The sequence below is a fragment of the Streptomyces avicenniae genome (assembly GCF_000719135.1).
GTDB classification, from domain to species: domain Bacteria; phylum Actinomycetota; class Actinomycetes; order Streptomycetales; family Streptomycetaceae; genus Streptomyces; species Streptomyces avicenniae.
Genome location: NZ_JOEK01000007.1, coordinates 103766 through 123207, shown reverse-complemented (window position 1 = coordinate 123207; position 19442 = coordinate 103766). Strand labels below are relative to the sequence as shown.

The 19442-nt window shown below is 72.8% G+C and carries 16 protein-coding genes; 11 read left to right on the top strand and 5 right to left on the bottom strand.

Going from position 1 to position 19442, the window contains the following annotated elements:
- The first annotated feature begins 56 nt into the window (after nucleotides 1–56).
- The gene (locus IF27_RS13100; protein WP_052849682.1) at nucleotides 57–686 is read left to right on the top strand and encodes a 5-formyltetrahydrofolate cyclo-ligase; all 630 of its coding nucleotides are present in this window, start codon (nucleotides 57–59) and stop codon (nucleotides 684–686) included.
- A 98-nt stretch (nucleotides 687–784) separates the two neighbouring features.
- Here the strand turns inward: IF27_RS13100 and IF27_RS13095 are convergent, their stop codons facing one another.
- Nucleotides 785–3493, bottom strand: coding sequence for a penicillin acylase family protein (locus IF27_RS13095; protein ID WP_052849681.1), 2709 nt, complete (start codon nucleotides 3491–3493; stop codon nucleotides 785–787).
- 140 nt (nucleotides 3494–3633) lie between these two features.
- Between IF27_RS13095 and IF27_RS13090 the strand changes: the two genes are divergently transcribed.
- From IF27_RS13090 to mscL, 5 genes are all read left to right on the top strand, one after another.
- The gene (locus IF27_RS13090; protein WP_110945832.1) at nucleotides 3634–5196 is read left to right on the top strand and encodes a potassium/proton antiporter; all 1563 of its coding nucleotides are present in this window, start codon (nucleotides 3634–3636) and stop codon (nucleotides 5194–5196) included.
- A 113-nt stretch (nucleotides 5197–5309) separates the two neighbouring features.
- Entirely contained in the window at nucleotides 5310–5687 is a 378-nt protein-coding gene (locus tag IF27_RS30215; RefSeq protein WP_110945831.1) for an FmdB family zinc ribbon protein, read from the top strand.
- Nucleotides 5684–6523, top strand: a complete 840-nt coding sequence (locus IF27_RS13080) for an S-methyl-5'-thioadenosine phosphorylase (RefSeq protein ID WP_052849680.1) — start codon at nucleotides 5684–5686, stop codon at nucleotides 6521–6523. Before IF27_RS30215 ends, IF27_RS13080 begins: the two co-directional genes overlap by 4 nt.
- Nucleotides 6524–6910: 387 nt before the next feature.
- Nucleotides 6911–7381, top strand: a complete 471-nt coding sequence (locus tag IF27_RS13075; protein WP_223291042.1) for an RcpC/CpaB family pilus assembly protein — start codon at nucleotides 6911–6913, stop codon at nucleotides 7379–7381.
- A gap of 135 nt (nucleotides 7382–7516) precedes the next feature.
- The gene (gene mscL, locus IF27_RS13070; protein ID WP_110945862.1) at nucleotides 7517–8002 is read left to right on the top strand and encodes a large conductance mechanosensitive channel protein MscL; all 486 of its coding nucleotides are present in this window, start codon (nucleotides 7517–7519) and stop codon (nucleotides 8000–8002) included.
- A gap of 76 nt (nucleotides 8003–8078) precedes the next feature.
- Here mscL and IF27_RS13065 read toward each other — a convergent pair whose 3' ends face one another.
- From IF27_RS13065 to IF27_RS13050, 4 genes are all read right to left on the bottom strand, one after another.
- The gene (locus IF27_RS13065) at nucleotides 8079–8759 is read right to left on the bottom strand and encodes an AMP-binding protein (RefSeq protein ID WP_223291041.1); all 681 of its coding nucleotides are present in this window, start codon (nucleotides 8757–8759) and stop codon (nucleotides 8079–8081) included.
- Nucleotides 8760–8939: 180 nt separating this feature from the next.
- Nucleotides 8940–10469, bottom strand: coding sequence for an MFS transporter (locus tag IF27_RS13060; protein WP_052849679.1), 1530 nt, complete (start codon nucleotides 10467–10469; stop codon nucleotides 8940–8942).
- 166 nt (nucleotides 10470–10635) lie between these two features.
- Nucleotides 10636–11292, bottom strand: coding sequence for a TetR/AcrR family transcriptional regulator (locus tag IF27_RS13055; protein WP_052849678.1), 657 nt, complete (start codon nucleotides 11290–11292; stop codon nucleotides 10636–10638).
- Nucleotides 11293–11530: 238 nt separating this feature from the next.
- Nucleotides 11531–12541: a sigma-70 family RNA polymerase sigma factor gene (locus IF27_RS13050; protein ID WP_052849677.1), complete on the bottom strand. Its 1011-nt coding sequence runs from the start codon at nucleotides 12539–12541 to the stop codon at nucleotides 11531–11533.
- Between the two features lie 436 nt (nucleotides 12542–12977).
- Here IF27_RS13050 and IF27_RS13045 point away from each other — a divergent pair, with 436 nt between their 5' ends.
- The 5 genes from IF27_RS13045 to egtC all read left to right on the top strand — a co-directional run bounded on the left by IF27_RS13045 (nucleotide 12978) and on the right by egtC (nucleotide 19436).
- The gene (locus IF27_RS13045) at nucleotides 12978–14426 is read left to right on the top strand and encodes an FtsW/RodA/SpoVE family cell cycle protein (RefSeq protein ID WP_052849676.1); all 1449 of its coding nucleotides are present in this window, start codon (nucleotides 12978–12980) and stop codon (nucleotides 14424–14426) included.
- 64 nt (nucleotides 14427–14490) lie between these two features.
- A complete protein-coding gene (locus IF27_RS13040) occupies nucleotides 14491–15687 on the top strand; it encodes a M20 metallopeptidase family protein (RefSeq protein ID WP_052849675.1) in 1197 nt (398 codons plus the stop codon).
- Nucleotides 15688–15840: 153 nt separating this feature from the next.
- Entirely contained in the window at nucleotides 15841–17190 is a 1350-nt protein-coding gene (gene egtA / locus IF27_RS13035) for an ergothioneine biosynthesis glutamate--cysteine ligase EgtA (RefSeq protein ID WP_110945829.1), read from the top strand.
- A gap of 57 nt (nucleotides 17191–17247) precedes the next feature.
- Nucleotides 17248–18693, top strand: coding sequence for an ergothioneine biosynthesis protein EgtB (egtB, locus tag IF27_RS13030; protein ID WP_110945828.1), 1446 nt, complete (start codon nucleotides 17248–17250; stop codon nucleotides 18691–18693).
- Complete coding sequence (egtC, locus tag IF27_RS13025) at nucleotides 18693–19436, top strand: ergothioneine biosynthesis protein EgtC (protein WP_052849674.1); 744 nt, start codon at nucleotides 18693–18695, stop codon at nucleotides 19434–19436. The genes egtB and egtC overlap by 1 nt, the downstream gene beginning before the upstream one ends.
- Nucleotides 19437–19442 lie beyond the last annotated feature (6 nt).

Below are 19442 nucleotides of genomic sequence, written 5' to 3'. Positions count from 1 at the left end.
TCTTCGGCTGAATGTGTGGAAGACGGGAGCATATGTGAAGGGAGTGGGTGGGGAGCATGGAGGAAGCCGCGCTGCTGAAACGGGTGGTGAGGCGGGATCTGCTGGCGGTCAGGGCGGCGATGGCGGACGACGAGATCGCCCAGGCGGCCCGCGCCCTCGCCGGGCGCGCCCTTGAACTGCCGGAGGTGTCCGGCGCGTCCACGGTCGCCGCGTACGTCTCGGTCGGCAGCGAGCCAGGGACGGCCGAGCTGCTGACGGCGCTCACCGGACGCGGCGTCCGCGTCCTGCTGCCGGTGCTGCTCCCCGACGACGACCTGGACTGGGCCGTGTACGAGGGCCGCGAGCGGCTGGTCGAGGCCGAGCACGCCGGACGCATCCGGCTGCTCCAGCCGGGCGGCCCGCGCCTCGGCCCAGACGCCGTGACACAGGTGGACACGATCCTGCTGCCCGGCCTCGCCGTGGACCGGCGTGGCGTCCGCATGGGACGCGGCGGCGGCAGCTTCGACCGGGCGCTCGCCCGGCTGGCGGCGTCCGGCAGGCGTCCTGCGCTGGTGGCCCTGGTGTACGGCCACGAGGTCGTCGCGAAACTGCCGCGCGAACCCCATGACCAGCTCGTCCACGCGGCCGTCACCCCCGAGGAGGTCCTCCGCTTCCCCGGCGGGCGGTCCGGGGGCGCGGCGGGCTGAACGGTCGGCGGCCGGGCGTCCGGCCGCCTCCCCGCGGGAGGGGGACGTACCGGACACACCGGGGGAACGGGCGGGCCCGTCCCCCGGTTCCCGGCGTGTCACCCCCCGCTCGGGCGTAGCTCCAGCGTGTGCGCGGACGCCTCGCCGACCGCGTCCCGGCCGTAGGCCCACGGCAGGTACTCGCCCCGCGCCCACAGGTCCGTCTGGTCCGTGTAGTTGGCGTGGTAGGCGTGCCCCGACGCGCCGGTGAGGTTGATCCACAGCGACTCGTCGAAGTCGTCCAGGCTGACGATCATCCGCATGGACGGCACCCAGGTGATCTCGTAGCCGCCCGCCGCGTTCCAGCCGCTGGCGTCCACCGCGTCCGTACCGCCCGAGAGGTTCCACGGCCCGCGGTTGAGGAGCCACTGCACCGGCCCCGGGCCCTCCGTGCCGAGCGTCTGGTTGTTCAGCATCAGGCGGTGCAGACGGCCCCAGCTCCAGGTGCTGACGTCCTTGCCCAGCTCGGCCGTCAGCTCCCAGCGGGCGTCGCGCAGGGCGCGGGCGAGCAGCTCGTCACGGTTCGCGGCGGCGGGCTGGTCGGCGGTCTCCGGGGACTGCCACCACGCGTTCTCCGGGTCTTCGAGCAGCCCGCGCACGACCTCGAACCAGCGGTCGCCGCCGTCAGGCTGCGCCGTCTCGGGGGACCGCTCGCCGCATTCGAGGACGGTCCTGGGACGGCCCGTCAGGTCGTCGGGCGGCGCCGCGTCGTCGGTCGGGGAGACGCGCAGGCACTGGTCCTCGACACGCAGCTCCTTGGGCAGCTTCTGGCCGAAGGCGAGGTTCAGCAGGTTGCGCCACACGGCGTTGAAGTACGCGGCGCCGGGTGAGTCCGCGTCCTGGCTGAAGTCCCAGCCCTCCAGCAACTCCTGCGCCTCGCGGACGTAGGGGTCGGACACGTCGATGTCCAGCAGGTAGGGGACCAGCTCCTCCGCCATCGCGTTCTGGTTGTCGAGCTGGATCTCCTGCATGTCGCCGAGGGAGATCTTGCCGCCGTCGGCGATCTTCTCCGCCAGCAGCTCCCCGATGCGGTTGCTGCGCGTGCCGTAGCTCCAGTCCTCGGTCAGGAAGACGTCGTTCGCGTCGTCCTCCGGAGCGATGACGGCCTGGTTGGCGGTGACGATGTAGCCGCGCTCGGGGTTCTCCTCCCAGGGGAGGTCGTCCTGCGGGACGTACGCGTCCTCCCAGTCGTAGGACGAGTCCCAGCCGGGCGCGGGGTAGCGGCCGTCGCCCTCGCCGCGTACCGGGATGTCGCCCGGCGCCTGGTAGCCGATGTTGTTCTCGGTGTCGGCGTAGATCATGTTCTGCGACGGCGCGGCGAAGTCACGGGCGGCGGCGCGGAACTCGTCGAAGTCGGTCGCCCGGTCGAGCGCGAACACGGCGTCCATCGTGTTCGAGGGCCGCAGCGCCGTCCAGGTGAGGGAGACCGCGTAGCCGTCGCCGCGGTCGGGGGCCGACTGGTCCACCGGCGCGCTGTCGCCCACGAGGGACAGCTCGTCGAGGCGGTCGGAGATGATCGGCCCGTTCTCCGTGGATCTGATGGTGATCTCGCGCGACTCGCCGCCCGCGACCTTCAGCGTCTCGGAGCGCGTGTCGTACGGGATCTCCTCGCCGTCGCGCAGGTAGTTCCCGTCGCTGAGGTTCTCCAGCCGCAGGTCGGTGACGTCCGCGCCCAGGTTGGTCATGCCCCAGGCGATCGACTGGTTGTGGCCGATGATCACCCCCGGCATGCCGGAGAAGGTGAAGCCCGACACGTCGTACGGGCACTCCGCGCTCAGCTCCGTGCAGTGCAGCCCCATCTGGTACCAGATGCCGGGCAGCGACGGCGAGAGGTGCGGGTCGTTCGCGAGGAGCGGCGCGCCGCTCGTCGTGTACTCCCCGGAGACCACCCACGAGTTCGAGCCGATGCCGCTGCCCTCAGGGCCCAGCAGGCCCGGCAGCTCGCTCAGCGTCTGCGACAGCGCGCCCAGCTGCGTCGAGGCGCCCTCCAGCGCCTCCGTCGCGCCCATGGTCCCCAGGTCCTCGCCGACGGGCGGGAACTCCTCCGTGTTGTCTCCCGGTTCCTCGACGATCGGGGTGCTCGTCCCGTACGGGTAGTCCGGGTACAGGTCCTCGATCTGCTCGGGGGAGAGCCGCTGGCCCATCAACGCCCGGTCGATCTCGTCCTGCATGTTGCCGCGCAGGTCCCACGCCATGGCCTTCAGCCAGGCGAGCGAGTCCACGGGGGTCCACTCCTCCGGCTGGTAGTCGTTGACGAAGCCGAGCGCCGCGTACTCCAGGGACAGCTCGGCCCCGCTGTGCGTCGCCAGATAGCCGTTCACGCCCTCGGAGTACGCCTGGAGGTAGGCCCGCGTCTCCTCCGAGATCTCCTGGTCCCACTCCTGCTGGGCGATAGCGTGCCAGCCGAGGGTGCGCAGGAACGCGTCGGTCTCCAGCTGGTCCTCGCCGAACATCTCCGACAGCCGCCCTGCCGTCATGTGGCGGCGTACGTCCATCTCGTAGAACCGGTCCTGCGCCTGCACGTATCCCTGCGCGCGGAACAGGTCCTCGGGCGTGCTTGCGTACACCTGCGGGATGCCGTTCGCGTCACGCTCCACGGTGACCGGTCCCGAGAGTCCGTCGAGTGCGAGTTCCCCCGACACCTGCGGGTAGGAGGCTCGCACGGTACTGACACCCCAGTACGCGCCGTAGCCGAGACCGGCCAGGAGCATGACGACGAGCGCGATCACAAGCAGACGACCGCGTCGCCTGGGCTTCTTGGCGGGCATTTCTGTCCTTCGCAGGGCAGCTGAGCGTTGGGAAGCAACCATAGACATACGGCCACTGAGGTGAGCCTACGGGGAGTCAGCAGCCCCAACCGACGCGTTCATATGATGGTAAATTCGCGGCAAACGGCGCGAATTACCCCATCCGCGCCCCCAGAACACCCCGAGAAGAGGACCCGCCCCTGACCGTTGACCGCCTCAACGAACTGCTGCTCGCCGCCACGCTCGTGCTGCTCGTCGCCGTCGCGGCCGTCCGCCTGACGTCCCGCAGCGGCCTGCCGTCCCTGCTGCTCTACCTGGCCATCGGCGTCGCCCTCGGCTCGGACGGGCTCGGGATCGAGTTCAGCGACGCCGAGCTGACCCAGGTCCTCGGCTACGCGGCCCTCGTCGTGATCCTCGCCGAGGGCGGCCTCGGCACGCGCTGGCAGGACCTGCGGCCCGCCATCCCGGTGGCCGCCGTCCTGTCCACCGTCGGGGTGGGCGTCAGCGTCGGCGTGACGGCCGCCGCGGCCCACTACCTCGTCGGCCTCGGCTGGCAGTCGGCGCTCGTGATGGGCGCCGTGGTGTCCTCGACCGACGCGGCGGCGATCTTCTCGGTGCTGCGGCGCGTGCCGCTGCCCCGGAGGCTGTCCGGCGTGCTGGAGGCGGAATCCGGCTTCAACGACGCCCCGGTCGTCATCCTGGTGGTCGGATTCTCCGAGCTGGGCTCCCACGACGCCGCCGAGCAGTGGTACATCCTCCCGGCCGAAATGCTGCTGGAGCTGGCCATCGGCCTCGCCGTGGGCCTCCTCGTCGGACGCGTCGGCGCACTGGGCCTCCGGGGCGTCGCGCTCCCTGCTGCGGGGCTGTACCCGATCGCCGTACTCGCGCTCACCGTCCTCGCGTACGCGGCAACAGCCCTCATCCACGGCAGCGGATTCCTTGCGGTCTACGTGTGTGCCGTGGTGCTGGGGAACGCAGGGCTGCCCCACAGACCCGCGACGCGGGGGTTCGCCGACGCGGTGGCGTGGCTGGCGCAGATCGGGCTCTTCGTGCTGCTGGGACTCCTGGTGAACCCCGGGACGCTGGGCGACGACCTGGTGCCCGCGCTGATCGTGGGAGGCGTCCTCACACTGCTGGCACGCCCACTGTCCGTCCTGCTGTGCCTGCTGCCGTTCCGCCGCCCCTGGCGGGAGAACGTCCTGCTGTCGTGGGCAGGGTTGCGTGGGGCCGTGCCCATCGTGCTGGCCATCATCCCCGTGGTGGCCGACGTGCAGGACAGCGACCGGATCTTCAGCATCGTCTTCGTGCTGGTCGTGGTGTTCACGCTGCTCCAGGGCCCGACACTGCCCTGGGTCGCCCGGCGGCTGCGGCTCGGCGACGGGGAGAAGACCGTGGACGTGGACATCGAGTCGGCGCCGCTGGAGAGGCTGCGCGGCCACCTGCTCTCGGTCACGATCCCGCAGCGATCGCGCATGCACGGCGTGGAGGTCGCGGAGCTGCGGCTGCCGCCCGAGGCGGCGGTCACCCTGGTGGTGCGCGACGGCCGCAGCTTCGTCCCCGGGCAGGACACCGTGCTGCGTGAGGGGGACGAACTGCTGGTCGTGGCGACGGACGCGGTACGTGACGCGGTCGAACGGCGTCTCGTCGCGGTGGGCCGGGGCGGCAAACTGGCGGGGTGGCTGACCGAGCCGGACGCCGTCGCGCTGCCGCCGCGCATCGAGTGAGGACCGTGCGGGCGGGGTGGCGCGGAGGGGCGGCAGTGGACTTGGAGGGCCGGAATGTTGCACGATGGAGAGTGGTTAGCACTCCAGAGGGATGAGTGCCAGGAGGATTGAACGTGCCGACGTATCAGTATCAGTGCACCGCCTGCAACGAGGGTCTCGAAGTGGTGCAGAAGTTCACCGACGACGCCCTCACGGTGTGCCCCGCATGCCAGGGGCGGCTGAAGAAGGTCTTCTCCGCCGTCGGCATCGTCTTCAAGGGCTCCGGTTTCTACCGTAACGACAGCCGCAACGCGACGTCGTCCAGCAGCCCCGCCTCCTCGTCGGCCAAGGCCGACAAGAAGGCCGACCCGGCGGGCGGCTCGTCCTCCTCCGGTTCGTCCGGGGACTCCGGCTCGTCGTCGGGGTCCGCGGGATCCTCGGGGTCCGGCGGTTCCTCCGGTTCGTCCACCACCTCCACCACGAGCGCGGGCAGCGCGGCCTCCGCCGCATGAGCCTGCCCGCAGCCGACGTCGGGGTCATCGGCGGGTCCGGGTTCTACTCGTTCCTGGACGACGTGACCGAGATCACCGTCGAGACGCCCTACGGCCCGCCGAGCGACTCCCTGTTCGTCGGCGAGCTGGCCGGGCGCCGCGTCGCGTTCCTGCCACGGCACGGCCGTGGACACCACCTGCCGCCCGCCAGGATCAACTACCGGGCGAACCTGTGGGCCCTGCGTTCCCTCGGCGTCCGGCAGGTGCTCGGGCCCTGCGCGGTCGGCGGGCTGCGGGCCGAGTTCGGCCCGGGCACGCTGCTGGTCCTCGACCAGTTGGTGGACCGCACCAAGAGCCGCGTCCAGACCTTCTACGACGGCGAGCCGCTGCCCGACGGGCGCCGCTCGAACGTCGTGCACATGACCTTCGCCGACCCGTACTGCCCGGTCGGCCGGTCCGCCGCCCTCGCCGCCGCCCGTGAGCGCGACTGGGACGCGGTGGACGGCGGGACGATGTGCGTGATCGAGGGGCCCCGGTTCTCCACCCGGGCCGAGTCGGTCTGGCACGCGGCCCAGGGCTGGTCCGTCGTCGGCATGACAGGACACCCGGAGGCGATCCTCGCCCGGGAGCTGGAGCTGTGCTACACGTCCCTCGCGCTGGTCACCGACCTCGACGCGGGCGCCGAGGTGGGCGAGGGCGTCTCGCACGCCGAGGTCCTTGAGGTGTTCGCCCAGAACATCGGGCGGCTGCGGGACGTCCTGTTCGACGTGGTGGGCGCGCTCCCGGACAGCGGTGACCGCGACTGCCTGTGCGCCGGGGCCCTGACGGGCCAGGACACCGGGATCACCCTGCCGTGACGGTGCGCCCTGTCGTCGGACGGGGCGCGCGAACCTGATGTCGTGGAGGGGCCCGTGGTGCGACCACGGGCCCCTTTCGCTGTGCCGCCGGGGCAGGCCGGACACCTTGCCGGGCCGTGGAGGAGTCACTCGTACGGGTGAGGAAGTTGTCCACAGGCGCCGAGCTGTCCACAGGGCTCAGCAGGATTCCGGCGGGCCGGGCACGGTGTGCGCATGCGTACTTCACGGCAACCCGGCGTGATCCCCGGCCTCCCTCTCGGACGCCGCCTGTCCGTCGCCCCCGGCGGCGCCCCTCGTGACGAGACGGTCGTGCCAGGTGAGGCGGGTTCTCCGTCTCTCCCACGGCCCGCTCCGCCCTCCGCGTCCACCGTCCCGGGGTTCGCCCCGGTGAGACCGCGCGGCGGGCGGCATCGGCTGCGGCGTCTGCTGCACGGTCGGCGGCGCCTGTCCGCCCTCGCCCTCGCCGCGACGGCGGCCGGACTCACCCTCCTCGCACCGGGCACTGATGTGCGAGCCGCGCCTCCGCCGCCGGAGCCCGCACCGGCGAGCGCGCGGGAAGGTCCTGACACCCGCCGGGTCTCCGTGCCGGTCAGGATCGGCGACCCGGCCGTGGCCCGGCTCGTCGGGCCAGGCGACCGGGTGGACGTCCTCGCCGCGTCCGGCGCCGCTGGTCAGACGCCCGGCCCGGCCAGGGTGGTGGCCCGCCGGGCGAGGGTGGCCGAGGTCGTGGACGTCGCCGTGGACGGGGTGCCGACGGGCGTCTCGGGGGCGCTTCTCGTGCTCTCCGTGTCGCCGGACACGGCCGCCGAACTGGCGGGCGCCGCGGCCGTGGCCGAGCTGGCGGTGGCCCGGTGGTGAACGTGTCGCTGACGCTCGACTGGACAGGTGTCCGCGTCCTGATGCAGCGTGTCCGGCGCAGTGGACACGGATCGGCAGGAAGGCGCAGCGGTGAGCGACGAGAAGAGGGGTCTGGTGACGGGGGCACGCGAGGTGATGGGCGGATTCCGCGACTTCCTCCTGCGGGGGAACGTCGTCGAACTCGCCGTGGCCGTGGTGATCGGCGCGGCGTTCACGGGGATCGTGAACGCCGTGGTGGACGGCCTCATCAACCCGGTGATCGGCGCGTTCGGCACGCAGGATCTCGACGACTACTCCCTGTGCCTGCGCGGGTCGTGCGCGACGGGCGACGGCATCGGGCTCAGGTGGGGATCGGTCGTCAGCGCGTCCCTGACCTTCCTGATCACGGCCGCGGTCGTCTACTTCCTGATGATCCTGCCCATGAACCGGTTCCTCGCGAGGCGGCGTGCCGACGCCCCGGTCGAGCCGCCGGTCGAGACCGAGCTGGAGCTGCTCGCGCAGATCCGCGACGAGCTGATCGCGCAGCGGGCCGGCGGTGTCACGGTGGGGGCGCAGCGGACGGCGGCGGAGGAGAGCACATCGCTGGACAAGCCCTCCGACGGGCGGGACGGGCGGGCCTGACCGCTCTGCGCGCGCGGGCGGCGACGGTGGCGCGGCTCGCGCTGTCCGGCCGCCCGTGGCCGCGGATCCCGTGGTCTCAGATGTGGTGCGGGGGCTTCTCCCGCAGGAAGCGGACGGTGTCCCCGGCGCCGCCGTCCTCGGACAGGCGGTCGCCCCACCCCTCGTCGGTGTCGTCGTGCGACGTGCGGGCCAGGGGATCGTCGAAGACGATGGCCGCGGGCGGCGTCGCGGCGTCGGGCCGGTCGGCGGGGGAGGCGCTGCTCATACCCCCAGAGTACGGCGGGGTGGTCGCCAGCCCTTCGGCCAGTGCCTCGTGCCACCACCGGTCCCGGCCCGGTGTCCAGGGCACCGGGCGGGCGTGCTGCGGGACCACGAGGACGGTGTGTATCTCCGGGCAGTCGCGGAGATACCGGTCGAGGGCGGCCTTGACCGGGTATACCTGCCCCTCCACCCGGCACGCGTCGGCCGCTATGGCGACCCGGGCACCCGACTCCCGTACGCGGTCGCGGACGAGCGTGGGGTGCGGGGCGACCGGCAGGGAGACCCGCCGGGCGCCGAGCTGGATGATGCCCACGGTCACGGCGACGGATTCGAGCCCCATGGGCAGTTGTACGGCGACCGCGTCGCCCGCGCCGATGCCCATGCGGGCCAGTGTGCTCGCCACGCGACCGCCCTGCCAGAGCAGCTGGGCGTGGCTGACCACATCGGCGGGGCCAGATCCGTCCCACGGGCCGTCGTGTCGTTCTCCTCCGGACATGCGCACAGCCTGCCCGCGCGGTGTTGACGTCCTATAAACGTTCGCTGGACGGCGCCTCGGGCCAGGACAGGCCTGGACAGGCCGGGCCGGGCCTGGACAGCCCGCGGCCCCCGTGACGGGATGTGTCACGGGGGCCGCGGGAGGGACGGGGCGCGTGTGCGCCCCGGCCCGGGGTGGGGATCAGTGCACGAGCACCGGGACGGGCTGGTTGTCCTCGGCGCCGTCCTCCGTGGCCGCGCCCCGGTTCCCGCCGTGGCCCTTGCTGTTGATCAGCAGGGCGGCGGACGCCGCGGCGGCCACCAGGATGCCGAAGGCCCACCAGATCGCCGACGTGTAGCCGTGGACCATGGAGGCGAACTCCAGTGACTGCGGGTCCGTGGCCGTGGCGCGGTGCGCCACGGCGTAGGAGGCGGTCGCGCTGGCGGCGACGGTGTTCAGGGCGGCGGTGCCGATGGCGCCACCGACCTGCTGGGACACGTTGACCATGGCGGACGCGATGCCCGCGTCCGTCGGCCGGATGCGCTCGGTGGCCAGGCTCATGGCGGGCATGAACGACGTACCCATACCGAGGCCGAGCAGGATCTCGGCGGGCAGGACGATGGTGACGTACGAGCTGTCCGGCTCCAGCTGGGTCAGGATCAGCATGCCCAGCGAGGCGACCAGCAGGCCGGGCACCATCAGGGCCCGCGGCGGGACGCGCATCACGAGGCGTGCGCCGATCTGCGTCGATCCGATGATCATGCCCGCGACCATGGGCAGGAAGGCCACGCCGGTACGCACCGGCGAGTAGTCGCGCACGACCTGGAGGTAGTACGTCAGGAACAGGAACAGGCCGAACATGCCGACGATCGCGAGACCGAGGGAGAGGTAGGCCCCGCCCCTGTTCCGGTCGGAGACGACGCGCAGCGGCAGCAGCGGCGAGCGCACGCGCGACTCGACGAGCACGAACAGCGCCAGCAGCACGCCCGAGGCGATGAACGTGGCGACGGTCAGCGACTCGCCCCAGCTCTCCTGCTCGGCGCGGGTGAAGGCGTAGACCAGCGCGACCAGGCCGGACGAGGCGAGGATGACGCCGGGCACGTCCAGCCGCGCGTGGTTACGCGCGCTCTCGGGCTCGGTGACGGTGAGGATCGCGCCGACGGCGGCGACGACGGCGAACGGGATGTTGACGAAGAACGTCCAGCGCCAGTCCAGGTAGTCGGTCAGGGCGCCGCCGAGCAGCAGGCCCACGGCCGCGCCCGCACCGGCGATGGCACCGAAGACGCCGAACGCCTTGGCGCGCTCCTTGGCGTCGGTGAACAGCACCGTCAGCAGGGACAGGGAGGCGGGCGCCAGCAGGGCGCCGAAGACACCCTGGAGCGCACGGGAGCCGAACATCATGGCCTCGTTCTGCGCGGCGCCGCCCAGGGCCGACGCCAGGGCGAAGCCGATGAGGCCGATGACGAAGGCGCGACGGCGCCCCCACATGTCGGAGATCCGGCCGCCGAAGAGCAGCAGACCACCGAAGGCCAGCGCGTAGGCCGTGATGACCCACTGCCGGTTGGCGTCGGATATGCCGAGGTCGGCCTGGGCCGACGGCAGCGCGATGTTCACGATCGTGCCGTCGAGCACGACCATGAGCTGCGCGAGCGCGATGAAGATCAGCGCGGTCCAGCGCTTGGGGTCGAGGGTGCTGGGAGCGAGGCTCACAGCTTTGTCCAGGGATGGCATAGGGGCGAAAACCTTACGGTGCGTAACGGCTTATGACGGGACGAAGCGGTGGAAAAGGGAGAGTCGAAGGCATAGGCCGCCCGCGCGGCGTGGTCACGTCGCGGGGGAGGAGGGAACTCGGCGGTGAGTCAGCGGCCGGTGGTGGGGACGGCTGCGTCCCCGCCGGTCAGCGGCGGCGTGTGGTCCGGCAGATCTCGTCCTTGAGGTCGGCCAGCGACCGGGCTTCTCCCGGCAGGACGCCGGGCGCCGGTGCGCGCAGCCCGTCCAGGAAGATCTGGAGGTGGCGCCGGATCAGGACGGCGTCGTCCTCGCAGGTCCCCGGTACGGGGGAGGTGAGCCGACCGACCGCGACGAGGATGTCTCCCGAATCGACATCCGGTCGCAGCTGCCCCGAGGCGTGAGCCCGGTCCACCAGCCGCTGTACGGTCTCGTGCATGCGGGCGCTGCTCTCGGCCAGGTCCGGGGCGTAGAGGGCCGCGCCGCCCCCGAGCATCGGGCACAGCCCCCCCACCCGTTCCCCGGCGGCGCTGAGCACGAGCCCGTGCAGGGCCTCGAAAGGATCGGAGTCGTCCTCCAGGGCCCGTCGGGCGTCGTCGATGATGCGGTGGTTCACGTCCAGGACCACCGCGATCAGCAGGGCGTCCCGGTCGGGAAAGTGCCGGTACAGGGTGGCATTGCCCACCCCGGCGCGTCGAGCGATTTCGTCGAGGCGCGCGTCTGCGCCGTACAGGACGAACGCCTCCCGCGCGGCGGTGAGGATGCGCTCACGGTTGCGTACGGCGTCGGCACGCAGCCGCGTCCCCGTGGCCGTCGTGCTGCCCATGGGACGCTCCTCTCCGCTCGGGGGGCGCCTCACGGCGCCGGAACCACAATCGGGGACCAGCTCCCCGCTTGCGTCGGACACAGTCCCAAACGGACAGGGCATCCCCGGTTATTTCCCGGCGCCTCTGTGTGCTGCGTCACAGGCCCGCGCGGCGGGGGCACGCGGCGGGCCGCCCCCGGCCGAGGGCGGCGAAAAGCCCCGGCGCACACGGGGTGTGCCGGGGCTCTCGGTGGGCGGGTCAGGCCGCCGCGTCGAAACCGGAGTCGCTCGCCATCCGCTTCAGTTCGAGCAGCGCGTGCTTCTCGATCTGCCGGATGCGCTCACGGGTGAGGCCGTGCTGCTTGCCCACCTCGGTGAGCGTGCGCTCCCGGCCGTCCTCGATGCCGTACCGCGCCCTGATGATCGCGGCCGTGCGCTGGTCGAGGCGGCCGATGAGGTCCTCCAGACCCTCCCGGCGCATCATGACGAGCACGGACTGCTCAGGGGACGCCGCGGAGGTGTCCTCCAGCAGGTCGCCGAACTGGGTCTCGCCCTCGTCGTCCACCGACATGTTGAGGCTCACCGGGTCACGCGCCCAGTCCAGGACGTCCTGCACGCGCTCGGGGCTGGAGTCCAGCTCCTTGGCGATCTCCGCGGGCTCCGGCTCACGGCCGTGCTCGCGGTTGAACTCCCGCTGCACGCGCCGGATACGGCCCAGCTCCTCGACCAGGTGGACGGGAAGCCGGATCGTCCGCGACTGGTCGGCTATCGACCGGGTGATCGCCTGACGGATCCACCAGGTCGCGTACGTCGAGAACTTGAAGCCCTTGGTGTAGTCGAACTTCTCCACGGCGCGGACGAGGCCCGCGTTGCCCTCCTGGATCAGGTCGAGCAACGGCAGTCCGCTGCGCGGGTAGCGCCGGGCGACGGCGACGACCAGACGCAGGTTGGACCGGATGAACGTGTCCTTCGCGCGCTCGCCCGCCACGACGAGGCGCCGCAGCTCCTCGGGCGTGGCCGAGGCGACCGGACTGTCCGCGGGCGGCTCCTCGTCGCCGTCGAGGATGCGCTCGGCATACAACCCGGCTTCGATCGCGAGGGAGAGTTCCACCTCTTTCGCGGCGTCGAGCAGCGGTGTACGGGCGATCTCGTCGAGATACATCCCGACGAGGTCCCGCTCCGTGGCATCGCTGCCTGCGCTGGACCGGACACTGCCCGTCGTCTCGACACTGTCGGTGTCCGAGCGCCGGGCGACGGCACGGGTTGCCATACGTGCACTCCCTTACGAAGTGGTCGAAACCTCTGGCTGGTCTCTCGTGGATCAGGACCGGGACGCCCCCTTGCCTCCCGTATCCATAACGAATCAACGACGGGAATACGGACAGAATTCCCAACCGGCGCAACTTTCTTCGAGCGATGGAGTACCCTGCGCCCCTTCGCGCCGCGCGGTCATCCTCTCCCCTTCCCTGAAGACGAACGGGATCCTGACTTAGTTGCCTCCGGGTACCCGCCACCCGAACGTGGCATTCGGCGGCCTCCCCCTTGTGTCAGGGCACGCCGGGCGGCCGTCCGCCACGCGCCCGGCGCCCGGTCCCCGGCCTACGCCCGCGGCGCGGGACCCTGATGACGCCCGCCTGCGCCGCGGGTAAGTTGCCGCCCAGGGACCGGCCCGCCGTACCGCGTGGCCGGATGGGGCGGGGAGAACGATGCGTGGGTACCGATGGTCCGACGATCCTGCTGTCAGACGCTGGGTCGCGCGCCGCAGGAACGCCGAGTCGGTGCTCCTCCTGCTCGCCGTCGCCCTCGCCACCGGCGGTCACGCCGTCGTCGGCCTGACGCTGGAGGAGGCCGTGCCCACGGGCCTGCCCGCGTACTGCGGCGCCCTCGGCGGCGCCGCGCTCGCCGCCCACCTGGCGGTCCGCCGCTTCGCCCGGTACGCCGACCCGCTCCTCCTGCCGGTCACCGTGCTGCTCATCGGCCTCGGCCTGGTCCTCATCGACCGGCTCGACCACGATTACGCCCTGCACTACGCGCCGACGAACTACCAGTCCCTGCCGCTCGCGCCCGACCAGGCGATCTGGGCCCTCCTCGGCGTCGGCGCGCTGCTCGTGACCCTCGTCGTGATCCACCACCACCGGATACTCCAGCGCTACACGTACAGCGGCATGGCCGTCGCGATGGCGCTGCTGATGGCCCCCGCGCTCTTCGGCGCGGACGTGTACGGGGCGAAGCGCTGGATCACGTTCGGCTCGCTGTCCGTGCAACCCGGCGAGTTCGTCAAGGTCATGATCGTCGTGTTCTTCGCCGGGTACCTGACGGCCAACGGGGACGCCCTCGCGCTCGTCGGCCGCAGGTTCCTCGGCTTCCCGCTGCCGCGGGGGCGCAACGCCGGGCCGGTCCTGCTGGTCTGGGCGGTCAGCCTCGTCGTGCTCTTCTACGAACGCGACCTCGGCACCTCGCTGATCTTCTTCGGCGTCTTCGTCGTGATGCTCTACATCGCGACGCGGCGCACCGGCTGGGTCGTCCTCGGCGGCCTGATGGCGGCGGTCGGCACGGTCGTCGTCGCCACGACGCAGCCGCACGTGAAGGCGCGGGTCCAGGCGTGGCTCGACCCGATGGCGGTCTTCCTGCCGGAGGACCAGCGGCCCCCCGGCCTGATCTCCGACCAACTGGCCGAGTCGCTGTTCAGCTTCGGCGCGGGCGGGCTCACCGGCAGCGGCCTCGGCCAGGGCCACTCGCACATGATCGGCTTCGCGGGCCGCAGCGACTACATCCTCGCCACGGTGGGGGAGGAACTGGGACTGGTCGGCACGACGCTCGTGCTCCTGCTCTACGTCCTGCTCGCCCAGCGCGGTTTCGCCACGGCCCTGGCCGTCACCGACCCGTTCGGGAAACTGCTCGCCGCGGGGCTGTCCACGGTGGTGGCGCTGCAGGTGTTCATCGTCGCCGGAGGCGTCACGGGGCTGATACCCCTCACCGGCAAGGCACTTCCGTTCCTCGCCCAGGGCGGCTCGTCGGTGGTGGCGAACTGCCTGCTGGTGGCGCTGCTGATCAGGATCAGCGACGCCGCGGGGAGGGCCGCGACGCAGCCGGAGGGCAACGCTACGATCCTGACGGCGGCCGTACGCGACCCCGTTCGGCCCGAAATCCTCTGAGACGTCCCACCCGACCACTCCGCCACTCCTGCCGTTCATCCGCACACGGAAGACGAGGCCCCCGGTGAACCTCCGCGACGACGCCCTGTCCCTGTCCGACGACCTCATACGCCTGCGCCGCGACCTCCACGCCGTCCCGGAGATCGGGCTCGACCTGCCGCGCACGCAGGAGACCGTGCTCGGCGCGCTCGACGGCCTGCCGCTCGAACTGTCCACCGGCCAGGGCCTCAGCTCCGTCACCGGTGTCCTGCGGGGCGCGCTCCCGGGGCCGACCGTGCTGCTGCGCGGCGACATGGACGCGCTGCCCGTCCACGAGCGCACCGGCCTGCCGTTCGCCGTCCAGGACGAGCGGATGCACGCCTGCGGCCACGACCTGCACACGGCGATGCTGGCCGGAGCCGCCACGCTGCTCTCGGCGCACCGCGACCGCATCGCGGGGAACGTCGTCTTCATGTTCCAGCCGGGCGAGGAGGGGTGGGACGGCGCCGGGCAGATGCTCGGCGAGGGCGTGCTCGACGCCGCAGGTGAACGCCCGGTCGCCGCCTACGCGTTGCACGTCCTGTCGAACGGCACCGCCCGCCAGGTCTTCACGGCGCGCGGCGGCCCCGCCATGGCCTCCTCCAACGTCCTTGAGGTCACGGTGCGCGGCGCGGGCGGTCACGGCTCGGCGCCGCACCGCGCGAAGGACCCGATCCCGGCGGCGTGCGAGATGGTGACGGCGCTCCAGACGTTCGTCACCCGGTCCTTCGACGTGTTCGACCCGGTCGTCCTGACCGTGGGGCGCTTCCACGCGGGCACGGCGACCAACATCATCCCGGACACGGCGTCCTTCGCCGCCACCGTCCGCTGCTTCTCCGACGAGGCGCGCAGCACGCTCCGCGAGGGGACGCTCGCCGTCGTCCGCGGCATCGCCGCGGCGCACGGCCTGGAGGTGGAGGCCGAGTTCTCCGAGCAGTACCCGGTGACGGTGAACGACGTGGCCGAGGCCGCCTTCGCCGCCGACACCGTCCGCGAGATCCACGGCGAGGAGCACTACGAGCCGATGGAGAACCCGATCCTCGGCTCCGAGGACTTCTCCCGGGTCATCGACGAGGTGCCCGGCGCGATGATCTTCCTCGGCGCCACGCTCGACGGCCGTGACCCGGAGACCGCGCCGGGCAACCACTCGCCGCTCGCCGCGTTCGACGAGGCGGTGCTCCCGGACGGCGCCGCGCTCTACGCCGAGCTGGCCGTCCGGCGCCTGGCCGCGTCCGCCGCCTGACCCCGGGACCGCCCGGCCGCCCGCGCCCGCGCGGGCGTGCCGGGCGGACGACACCCGCCCGGCCGCCCGCCGCACGACGGGCGGCCCCCGCCGCCGTAGCGTGAGGTCATCAACCCCTGCAAAAGGGGCGGAACGGACGCGCGGAGGTGGCGGATGCTGGACGAACGCGATCCCGGCGCGACGGCGCCCCCGCGACGCCTCCGCCCCGCCGCGCCCGCACTCGGTCGCGGGCCCGGGACCGGCGACGACCGGCTGTGCGAACGCGACGCCGAGGCGCACATCGCCCGCGTCTGCTTCACGGCCGGTACCCCTGAGCGCGTCGGCGTCGAGCTGGAATGGCTGATCCGCGACGCCCGTGACCCTACGAGGCCCGTCCCGCCCGCCACCCTCGACGCCGCGCTCGCCCCGCTCACCGCTCCCGGCGCGCTGCCAGGTGGCAGCACGCTGACGCGCGAACCCGGCGGCCAGGTCGAGCTGAGCAGCCGCCCGGCACCCGACCTCGCCACCTGCGTACGGGACGCCGCCGCGGACTGCGAGCGGCTGCGCGCCGCGCTGGCGGACGCCGGTCTCGGCCCGGTCGGCAGCGGTCTCGAACCCGAGCGCCTCCAGCCCCGGGTGCTCGACAGCCCGCGCTACCGCGCCATGGAGGACTACTTCGACCGCCAGGGCGTCGCGGGACGGGTCATGATGCGCGCCACCGCCTCCGTGCAGGTCTGCGTGGACGCCGGGGACGACACGGACGGACCGTCCGGATACCGCCACCGCTGGCAGCTCGCCCACCGCCTCGGCCCGGTGCTCGTCGCCGCCTTCGCCAACTCCGCCCTCTGGCGTGGCCGACCCACCGGCTGGCGGTCCACCCGGCAGGCCGTCTGGACCCGGATCGACCCCAGCCGCACCCGTCCCGCCCTCCGGGAGCGGCCGGGCCACGAGCAGGCGGACGGCGATCCGCGCGCCGCGTGGACGCGCTACGCGCTCGACGCCCCGCTCCTGTGCGTACGGCGCACACCACCCGCCGCCTGGTCCGCACCGCCCGGACGCTCGTTCCGCTCCTGGCTGCGCGGGCCCTACGGCGAGCGCCCACGCCTCGCCGACCTGGACTACCACCTGAGCACGCTCTTCCCGCCGGTCAGGCCGCGCGGCTGGCTCGAACTGCGCATGATCGACACCCAGCCGGGAGACGGCTGGGCCGTGCCCCTGGCCGTCGTCCGTACCCTGCTGGACGACCCGGCCGCCGCCGAGGCCGCCCATCTGGCCACCGAGCCCCTCACCGGCGGCGGGCCGCTGCCCCGTGCCGACCTGTGGCTGCGCGCCGCACGCCACGGACCGGCCGATCCCCTGCTCGGGCCCGCCGTCCTGGCCTGCCTCGCCGCCGCCGAGTCGGCGCTCGCCCGCCGTCCCGCCGACGCCCCGCTGCGCCGGGCCGTCGGCGCGTTCGCCGCGCGGTACGCGGAACGCGGCCGGTGCCCGGCGGACGACCAGCTCGACGCCGCCGCCCGGTCCTGACCTCCCGCCACACCTGCCCTTCCGCCACCCCCGGCCGCACGACCAGGAGAGCCGCCGATGAGCGAGGACATCCTCACCCCGGAGCCCCCCACCAGCCCCACCAGCCCCGTCACCACCACCCGCGTGACCGAACCTGCTGTCCACGGGACCGTCACCCCGGTCGGCGCGGGCGTGCTCACACCCCCCGGCTGCGCCGTACCCGACGCCGCGGGTGCCCCCGCGCCGCACGCGCGCTCCGCCCTGGAGGCGGCCAGGCGGCGCACCCTCGCCCTCACCGACTGCCTGCCGGACAGCGAACTGCTCGCCCAGCACTCCCCGCTCATGTCCCCTCTCGTCTGGGACCTGGCCCACATCGGCAACCAGGAGGACATCTGGCTCGTCCGCGAAGCGGGCGGCCTGCACGCGCTGCGCGCCGATCTCGACCCGCACTACGACGCCTTCCGCACCCCGCGCGCCGACCGGCCCTCCCTGCCACTGCTCCCGCCGGGGCCCGCGAGGCACTACCTCGCCGAGGTGCGGGAACGTGCCCTCGACGCCCTCGCGTCGGCCTCCACCGACGACCACTTCCTCTTCCGCATGGTCGCCCAGCACGAGCAGCAGCACGACGAGACCATGCTGGCCACGCACCAACTGCGTCGCGGCCCCGCCGTGCTCGACGCCCCGGCGCCCCGCCCGGCCCCGGCGGGCGCCGACCGGCTGCCCCGCGAAGTGCTCGTGCCCGGCGGGCCGTTCACGATGGGCACCGACGCGGCCGACGACCCCTGGTCGCTCGACAACGAACGCCCGGCCCGCACCGTCCACCTCGCCCCCTTCTGGCTGGACACCGTCCCGGTCACCAACGCCGCCTACCGGACGTTCATCGAGGACGGCGGCTACGAAGAACCCCGCTGGTGGCACCCCGAAGGCTGGTTCCACCGGCAGCGCGCCCGTCTGACGGCCCCCGGGTTCTGGCGGCGTGACGGCGACGTCTGGCTGCGCCGCCGCTTCGGCCACACCGAACCGGTGCCGCCGGACGAGCCGGTCTGCCACGTCTCGTGGTACGAGGCGGACGCCTACGCCCGATGGGCCGGGCGGCGCCTGCCCACCGAGCCCGAGTGGGAGAAGGCGGCCCGCCACGACCCGGCCACCGGCCGGTCCCGCCGCCATCCCTGGGGCGACACCGCGCCCGGCCCCGAGCACGCCAACCTCGGCCAGCGCCATCTCCAGCCCGCGCCCGCCGGGTCCTATCCCCAGGGCGCCGCCGCCTGCGGGGCCCGTCAGCTCCTCGGCGACGTCTGGGAGTGGACCGCCGACGACTTCAGGACCCATCCGGGCTTCACGGCCCATCCCTACCGGGAGTACAGCGAGGTCTTCTTCGGCACGTCCTACAAGGTGCTGCGCGGCGGCTCGTTCGGCACCGACCCCGTCGCCTGCCGGGGCACCTTCCGCAACTGGGACCTCCCCGTCAGACGGCAGATCTTCGCCGGCTTCCGCACCTGCCGCGACGTGGGGGCAAGCCGCTGATGTGCCGCCACCTCGCCTACCTCGGCCCGGAACGCCCGCTGGCCGAGCTGATCACGGCCCCGCCGCACAGCCTCTACGAACAGTCCTGGTCACCCCGCCTCCAAAGCCACGGCACGGTCAACGCCGACGGGTTCGGCATCGGCTGGTACCCGCCCGGGTCCCGTCACGCCCCGCCCGTCCGCTATCGCCGCGCCATCCCCATCTGGGCCGACGCCAATCTGCCCGGTCTCCTGGACACCCTGCGCAGCGGTGTCGTCGTCGCCGCCGTCCGGGACGCCACGGCGGGCAACAGCCGTGACGAGGCGGCCAGCGCCCCGTTCGCCTCCGGCCGGTGGCTGTTCAGCCACAACGGCGCGGTGGACGACTGGGAGTCACTGCCCGCCGACACCGGCGAGCCCCTGACCTCCGCCGAACTCCTGGGCCTCGAAGCACGCAGCGATTCCGCCCTCCTGTGGGTCATGGTCGCGCGCCGCCTCACCTCGGGACACACACCGGCCGACGCCCTCGCCGACGTGGTCCGCCGCACCCGGGACGTCCGCCCCGACGCCCGTCTCAACCTCCTCCTCACCGACGGCGGCGGCCTCACCGCCGTCCGTCTCGGCTCGTCGCTGTGGTACCGGGCCGCCCGGGGCCAGGTCACCGTCGCGTCGGAACCCGTCCCCGAGGAGCCGGGCTGGAACGAGATCCCCGATCACTCCCTGCTCACCACCCATGACAGCACGGTCCGCATAAAAGCCCTGTGAGAGGAC

Coding starts and splice junctions, on each gene's coding strand:
- IF27_RS13100 (WP_052849682.1), top strand. CDS start 57: ATGGAGGAAGCCGCGCTGCTGAAACGGGTGGTGAGGCGGGATCTGCTG.
- IF27_RS13095 (WP_052849681.1), bottom strand. CDS start 3,493: ATGCCCGCCAAGAAGCCCAGGCGACGCGGTCGTCTGCTTGTGATCGCG.
- IF27_RS13080 (WP_052849680.1), top strand. CDS start 5,684: ATGAGCCTGCCCGCAGCCGACGTCGGGGTCATCGGCGGGTCCGGGTTC.
- mscL (WP_110945862.1), top strand. CDS start 7,517: ATGGGCGGATTCCGCGACTTCCTCCTGCGGGGGAACGTCGTCGAACTC.
- IF27_RS13065 (WP_223291041.1), bottom strand. CDS start 8,759: ATGTCCGGAGGAGAACGACACGACGGCCCGTGGGACGGATCTGGCCCC.
- IF27_RS13060 (WP_052849679.1), bottom strand. CDS start 10,469: ATGCCATCCCTGGACAAAGCTGTGAGCCTCGCTCCCAGCACCCTCGAC.
- IF27_RS13055 (WP_052849678.1), bottom strand. CDS start 11,292: ATGGGCAGCACGACGGCCACGGGGACGCGGCTGCGTGCCGACGCCGTA.
- IF27_RS13050 (WP_052849677.1), bottom strand. CDS start 12,541: ATGGCAACCCGTGCCGTCGCCCGGCGCTCGGACACCGACAGTGTCGAG.
- IF27_RS13045 (WP_052849676.1), top strand. CDS start 12,978: ATGCGTGGGTACCGATGGTCCGACGATCCTGCTGTCAGACGCTGGGTC.
- egtA (WP_110945829.1), top strand. CDS start 15,841: ATGCTGGACGAACGCGATCCCGGCGCGACGGCGCCCCCGCGACGCCTC.
- egtB (WP_110945828.1), top strand. CDS start 17,248: ATGAGCGAGGACATCCTCACCCCGGAGCCCCCCACCAGCCCCACCAGC.
- egtC (WP_052849674.1), top strand. CDS start 18,693: ATGTGCCGCCACCTCGCCTACCTCGGCCCGGAACGCCCGCTGGCCGAG.